Origin of the sequence: Corynebacterium sp. MSK035 (assembly GCF_030232615.1) — a bacterium.
GTDB classification, from domain to species: domain Bacteria; phylum Actinomycetota; class Actinomycetes; order Mycobacteriales; family Mycobacteriaceae; genus Corynebacterium; species Corynebacterium jeikeium_D.
The window spans coordinates 1-6,486 of sequence record NZ_JASPJP010000029.1; the positions used below are offsets into that span (position 1 = coordinate 1).

A 6,486-nucleotide genomic window follows, 5' to 3' on the forward strand; every position below is an offset into this window, starting at 1 on the left:
CCCCGTTCGTCTAGCGGCCTAGGACGCCGCCCTCTCACGGCGGTAACACGGGTTCAAATCCCGTACGGGGTACAAAGTTACTCCCCAGTCAGTCGGCTGGGGAGTTTTTGTTTTTTAAGAATCGAGGCGACTATGACCAGGGGCGACTATGACCAGTGAACGTTTCGCACGACTGAAGCTTCTCCTAGGGGAGGAGGGGCTAGAAACGTTAGCTGAATCTACCGTCATGGTTGTCGGACTCGGAGGCGTGGGGTCGAGTTGTGCCGAAGCTCTTGCCCGAGGCGGCGTGGGCAACCTCATCTTGATCGACGGTGATGTCGTGGAGCCGAGCAATCTCAACCGTCAGGCGCTGGCTTTTGTCTCCACGATTGGCCGGGTCAAAGCCGAGGTCATGGAGGCGATGGTTGCCGATATCAACCCGGATTGTACGACCTATGCCCGCCAGATTTTTCTCACACGCGAAAACCTGGCGGAGACCTTCGAGCAGTTCCCGCGTCCGGATTACATCATCGACGCTATCGACGATGTCACCGGCAAGATTGAGATCGCGCAGTGGTGCGCGGAAAATCGTGTCCACCTCATTTCCGCTATGGGCGGCGGAAATAAGCTCGACCCAGCTCGGCTGACCTTCTCGAAAATCAATAAGACAAAGGTCTGTCCGCTGGCGAAGGTCGTCCGTCAGGTGTGTATCCGCCGACGCATTCGCGGTCTTGAGGTGCTGTACTCATCCGAAGAGCCAGTGAGAATTGCGGACAAGGGCAGCGGTACCAAGGCGGAAACCCTCGGTACCATGAGCTACATACCGCCAATCATGGGGCAGATGCTGGCCGGAAAGGTCATTCGCCGTCTGCTCGGGTTCGAGGAAACCCCGCTGGCCCCGCGCATCGGCGGTCCGGCCGACGAAAACCAGCCACCAACGGAAAAATGATGCGGCTCATCGATACCCACTTTCACTACGATTTCCTGCCACCGGCTTCGCGCGAGTGCTTCAAAGCCGATATTGCGCAGGAAGGCGTGGAGATCATCGCGCAGACAGTCCGCCCCTCCGGATTTGTCGAGCTAGAGCGCGAAAATCTCCCCATGGCCGCAGTTGGCTATCACCCGTGGTATATCGACGGCAACTACGAGCGCGAGCTTGAGATATTTCGCGAGGCCCTTCCACACACCCGTTTCGTCGGTGAGATTGGCTTGGACTTCGCGCCCCGCAGGCTTGACGACGTTCCCGCCGAGACTCAAATCCATGTCCTCACCGGCATCCTCGATGCTGTCCAAGCTTCGAGCCAGCCGCATATCCTGTCCATTCACACAGTCCGCAGCGCCGATACGGTGCTTGATCTGCTGGAACCACGCTTGGACTCCGGCAAAGGGGTAGGGCTCGGTCAGAATCTCGTGCCCATCTTTCACCGTTTCGGTGGCACCAACGATGAGCTGACCAGGCTTATCCGAGCCGGTGGCTACATCTCCGTCAATCCGCTCATGTTGCGGACCAAACGCGGACGGGCCTATGTGTCGCAGGTGCCCGTCGATAGGCTTTTGCTGGAAACTGACCTTCCGCGCGAGCCCGGAAGCGGTGATGCGGCGGAGGCGGTCTCTGCCGAGGTCATCGCCGCGTTGCGGGACACTGTCGCCGAAGTTGCGACTTTGCGAAGAATGGATGAAGCGGAGCTTAAAAACGCATTGGCAGAAAATGCGGAAACACTTGGAATTTAGTGCTTTGACCTGGTGATTTGCAGTTACTATCCACGTCTAGTGTATTGTTTAACAAGTCCGCAGCGCGCGGATGAAAGTTCTAAGCCCCGTTCGTCTAGCGGCCTAGGACGCCGCCCTCTCACGGCGGTAACACGGGTTCAAATCCCGTACGGGGTACAAAGATATATAGAGACAAGAGCCTTCACTCGTAATCGAGTGGAGGCTCTTGTCTTGCTGCTCACCCCTCCACCGCGGCACTGGATTTCCACAGTCCTAGTATCGAAACTATGAAACATTCAAAACTCGTTTGTATTGGTCTCGGTCACGTCGGTTCGTATGTTCTGACATATGCCATGGAATCCGGGCTGTTCGCTGAGATTGCCACTATTGACGCAGCACCAGGCGTCGCGCATGGCGAGGCTCTGGACCAATCCCAGTCCACTGGTGTTCCCGGCACGGACTATGTCAATGTGCATGCTGGCGACTACAGCGATTGTGCTGACGCAGATATGATTATCGTCGCTGCTGGTGCGTCCATTCTCCCGGACCCGGACGACCCGGATTCCCGTCCGGACCGTGCCGGATTGGCCAAGCTCAGCGGGGAGGTGGTTCGCGATGTCATGCCGGGAATCGTGAAGCATACGCGCGATGCGATCGTCCTCTTTATTACTAATCCACTCGATGCGGTGGTGCACTTGGCACATACCGAGTTCGACTACCCCGCGGAAAAGCTCTTTGGTACCGGCACCATGCTGGACTCGGCTCGACTGCGCTGGGTGGTGGCCAAGCAGCTCGGCATCGACCCGAAGTCAGTCACTGGCTACATGATGGGTGAGCACGGGCTTACGGCTGTCCCAATTTTGTCCACACTCAATGTTCAAGGTGTGAGGTGGGCAGAACTGGAAAAATGGCATGGCACGCCGCTGCCTTCACCGCAAGAAATTCAAGATGCCGTGGTCGGGGCAGCTTACGATGTTCTCAATGCCAAGGGCTGGACTAATGCCGGTGTTGCACGCTCCGCTTTGGAAATTGCCCGTGCGGTGATGCTGGATCAAAACAGCGTCCACCCGGTGTGTACACGCTTGGATGGTGAATACGGGTTGCCGGATGTCTCGCTGTCGATGCCTGCGGTGATTGGCCGAGGTGGAATCATTCGCCGTATGCCGCCACAGCTAAACAGCTGGGAGCTGGAGCGGTTGCGTGAATCTGCTCAGTACATTTTGAGCACCGTCGAGAATATGTAGAAGAAATTATGTAGATTCCACTTTTGCCGAAATAACACGGGGAAGTACTTTGCGCTCCTAAAATATTGGCATGAATTCGGCCAAGTCCACCTACGTTCCGGAGCTGACCAGCATCCGAGCCATCGGCGCGTTCGGCGTCCTGCTCACGCATGCCGCGTTTTGGACGGGCAATTACACCGGCGATTGGTGGGGGCGCCTCAACGGTCGATTCGAAATTGGCGTCACCATCTTCTTCGTGCTCAGTGCGGTTCTGCTCACAGGGCGCTGGCTCGGTTCGCCTGACGACGTCCCCGCGAACCGACCGGACTTGCGGAAGTATTTCACCAGCCGTGCGAAGAGAGTCCTGCCGGCCTACTGGATTGTGGTCACTGCGGCCTTTCTGATTCACACTGCAGACGAGCCACCACCATCTGGTGGAGGGCTACAGGGCTGGTTGCGCACGATGTCGTTTACCCAGACGCTCCAATTCGGCTGGATTCACCCGGGCTTGCCGCAGATGTGGTCGATGGTGGTGGAAGTCGGCTTCTACTTGGTATTGCCGCTGGTGGGGCTTGGCATCTGGACGATCACAAAGGGGCGGCTGCGGCCTGGTCCAACGTTGGCCATCATTATTGGTTTTGGCCTTATTGGCCCGGTCTGGACTGTGCTGTCGCATCAGGAAGGGCTGCTGCCGGTAGTGGCACGGCTGTGGCAGATGGCGTATTTCGACTGGTTCGCCATCGGAATGCTGCTGGCTTACGGGCGAAAAGTTGGCTGGCGCGTCAATTTGGCGGCCAGCTGGCTGATAGCGCTAGTCCTGTTTTTCCTATCCACAACCACTCACGTGGGGCCAGCAACCTTGGTGCCGGATGATGTCGACCAGGCGTTGTGGAAGACCACGCTGTATGGTCTGTCTGCCGGCGCATTCGTGGCTCCGATTGCGCTGGGTACGGAGGTAAGGTGGCTTCGTCATCCAGCCATGATTTGGTTGGGAGAAGTCTCTTACGAGTTCTTCCTCGTTCACGTGTTGGTCATGGACTGGGTAATGAGCTTGATGGGTTATCAGACCTTCCAGGGTTCGATGTTGGCAGTGGCAATTGTCACCACTGCCATCGCCCTGCCACTGTCGTGGCTGCTGCGCCGCATCACTGATGTACTAACGCGGAGACCAGAGCCTGAGAGCCCATGGGCTGCCTACTGATCGTCGTCGTCAAGCGGGCCGAGCTCAGCAACGAGCACTTCCTGCGCGACCTTCATCGCGGACAGTGCGGCCGGTGCGCCGCAGTAACCGGAAGCGTGGACGATGGCTTCGGTGATCTCGGTGCGGGTCAGACCGTTGGCGAGGGCGCCCTTGATGTGGCCGCGCAGTTCCTCGGTGGCTCGCAGAGCGACGAGCATTCCAATGTTGAGCAGAGAGCGATCGCGCTTGGCCAGCCCTTCGCGGCTCCAGACAGAACCCCAGACTGTGGCGGTGATGTGCTTCTGCAGGGTCTCTCCGTCGGAGCCAGCATTGCGGGAGAGGGCGGCATCGACGAATTCGTCGCCCATTACCTCGCGGCGGATTTGGATACCGGCATCGTAGCGGTCGGAGGAAAAGAGTTCATCATTCGAATTGCTCATGCTTGCTAAGTATAGGACTAGCAATGCGGATAAATTCCGAAATGTCCCCACTAGCTTTACTGCCACGACGCATAACCACGCTGAGGTTGCGAGTAAAAACGGTGTCGGTGGGGACGATGACGATGCGCCCGAGCGTTACCTGATCGCGAATTGCGCCGCGGGCGATGATTGTTGGCGCTGCCAGCGCAATCATTCCAGCGCGCTGTGCTGAAAGGGAGCCAAATTCTCCGGCGGGTTCGGTGAGAGTGCCCAGTGCATCTTCCACCACCTGTCGGCTACCGGAACCCGGTTCGCGAATAACGAGTGGCGTCGCGCGCAGTTCCTCGGCGGATATCTCGGCCCGCTCAGCCCACAAATGCCCAGTCGGCACGGCGAGGACCAGTTCGTCGGTGCCGATGATTCGTTCTTCGAGGTCGTGCCGACCAGCCTCGCCCTCTACCAGGCCGAAGTCCACCGCACTGTCGGCTACTAGTTGCCGCACCTCACGGGAGTTTGCCTGCACCATCGAAAGTTTGACTGCGGGATGTTGCCGGTGGAACTCTGCGGCCCAGCCGGGGTAGTAGAGCTCAGCGACAGTGTTGGACACCGCAAGGGTGAGGTGGCGGGGAACATTGTCGGAACGCAAGCTGGCGGCAATGCCCGAAAACTTGTGGCAGGCGGCGAGGAGGTCTGGGAGAGCGTCGATAAGCACTTGCCCTTTTTCTGTAGGGGAGACGCCGTAAGGGGAGCGTTCGAAGACTGTGATTCCCAGCGCTCTTTCCGCCCGTGCGATGCGTGCGGACATGGTCTGCTGGTTGGTGCCGAGCTCACGCGCGGCCTTCGAGATCGACCCCGCACGGGCGACGGTGAAAAGTGCTTCGAGTTCGGCCACAGCGGAGGGGTACATGCATCAATGGTACCCCTCACAGAGTTTCGTGATAGCGGTGACTGCAGCAAGAACAAATACGGTATGGGCATGACCAACTCTCCTCGCAGTGATGTGCTTGCGCCCGCCGGGCCTGCGTGGGCAGGATCGCTGATGGGCACCTCCATCTTCGCCACGCTTGCGCACATTCATGACGTGCCGGTGGTTCCGGAACTGCTTCTCGTCGTGGCAGTTGGCATTCTCGGTTTCATAGTGGTCGGTTGGTTGCGATTTCGAAACCCGGCTTTTCACTCGAAGTTGCAGGCGCCGTGGGGCATGTTCGCGATGGGCATCATGGCTCTCGGTAGTGCTGCGACTGCGCTAGCTAGTAACTCATCGTGGCAGCTGATGTCCTGGTGGATCGGTGCGCCGCTGGCAATCTACGTCAGCCTTCGCCAACTGCGAGGATTCGAAGGCGAACCAACTTTTCAGTGGGGCCTCGCGCTAGTCGCCCCGATGGTGGCGGCGACAAGTGGCGCACAGCTGAGCGTTGACTACGGCACGTTCTATCACGTCTGCGCACAAATACTCTTTTGGATGGCGCTGATTACGGTTCTGCCGGTTTTCGTACGCTGCTACGTCGCGCTGTTCTCTGGCGCCATGCGCATCCCCGATTCCATCGCCGGTACTGCCTGGATTCCGCTCGGGCTGGTCGGTCAGTCCACGGCCGCTGCGCAGCTGCTTTTCAACCGAACCTCCGCTGTCGCTTACGGCACCGCTGTGCTCATTGTCGGTGTCTTCCTCGCCGCCATCGCTTTACGACGATTCACCCGCGCCGTAATCAGTTGGGCCGGATACAGCCCTGGTTGGTGGGGTGCAACCTTCCCCGTGGGCACTCTGAGTCTTGGTACGCACAGCCTGGGTGACATTACCGGCGTGCAGTGGCTATACGTGGCCAGCGCTGGGCTGCTGTGTTTGCTGGCTGTGCACTGGTGCGCGTGCGTGGCTCGATTTGTTTGGTGGGCGCGGAGCTAGCTAGGGCGTGTCTCTTATATGCGTAACCAGACCAGAATCGCCGCAAGCACCACTCCCGCGCGATACGTGACCGCG

At 58.7% G+C, this 6,486-nt stretch carries 7 protein-coding genes and 2 tRNA genes; 7 read left to right on the plus strand and 2 right to left on the minus strand.

The annotated features are described in order from the left end of the window. From QP978_RS10535 to QP978_RS10560, 6 genes are all read left to right on the plus strand, one after another. A tRNA-Glu gene (locus tag QP978_RS10535) sits at positions 1-72 on the plus strand. Positions 73-148: 76 nt separating this feature from the next. Then, positions 149-928: a tRNA threonylcarbamoyladenosine dehydratase gene (locus tag QP978_RS10540; protein WP_048735404.1), complete on the plus strand. Its 780-nt coding sequence runs from the start codon at positions 149-151 to the stop codon at positions 926-928. Further along, positions 925-1,710: a TatD family hydrolase gene (locus QP978_RS10545; protein ID WP_241482131.1), complete on the plus strand. Its 786-nt coding sequence runs from the start codon at positions 925-927 to the stop codon at positions 1,708-1,710. Before QP978_RS10540 ends, QP978_RS10545 begins: the two co-directional genes overlap by 4 nt. A gap of 83 nt (positions 1,711-1,793) precedes the next feature. Beyond that, positions 1,794-1,866 (plus strand) — tRNA-Glu (locus tag QP978_RS10550). Between the two features lie 110 nt (positions 1,867-1,976). Beyond that, complete coding sequence (locus tag QP978_RS10555) at positions 1,977-2,933, plus strand: lactate/malate family dehydrogenase (RefSeq protein WP_048735408.1); 957 nt, start codon at positions 1,977-1,979, stop codon at positions 2,931-2,933. 70 nt (positions 2,934-3,003) lie between these two features. Next, the gene (locus tag QP978_RS10560) at positions 3,004-4,113 is read left to right on the plus strand and encodes an acyltransferase family protein (RefSeq protein WP_070429310.1); all 1,110 of its coding nucleotides are present in this window, start codon (positions 3,004-3,006) and stop codon (positions 4,111-4,113) included. Here the strand turns inward: QP978_RS10560 and QP978_RS10565 are convergent. Beyond that, the gene (locus QP978_RS10565; RefSeq protein WP_048735414.1) at positions 4,107-4,532 is read right to left on the minus strand and encodes a carboxymuconolactone decarboxylase family protein; all 426 of its coding nucleotides are present in this window, start codon (positions 4,530-4,532) and stop codon (positions 4,107-4,109) included. The genes QP978_RS10560 and QP978_RS10565 overlap by 7 nt on opposite strands. Continuing rightward, positions 4,516-5,418: a LysR family transcriptional regulator gene (locus QP978_RS10570; protein ID WP_048735417.1), complete on the minus strand. Its 903-nt coding sequence runs from the start codon at positions 5,416-5,418 to the stop codon at positions 4,516-4,518. The genes QP978_RS10565 and QP978_RS10570 overlap by 17 nt, the downstream gene beginning before the upstream one ends. Before the next feature lie 69 nt (positions 5,419-5,487). Between QP978_RS10570 and QP978_RS10575 the strand changes: the two genes are divergently transcribed. After that, positions 5,488-6,411 (plus strand): TDT family transporter, encoded by a 924-nt coding sequence (locus QP978_RS10575; RefSeq protein ID WP_070429360.1) that lies wholly within the window; start codon positions 5,488-5,490, stop codon positions 6,409-6,411. Positions 6,412-6,486: the final 75 nt, after the last annotated feature.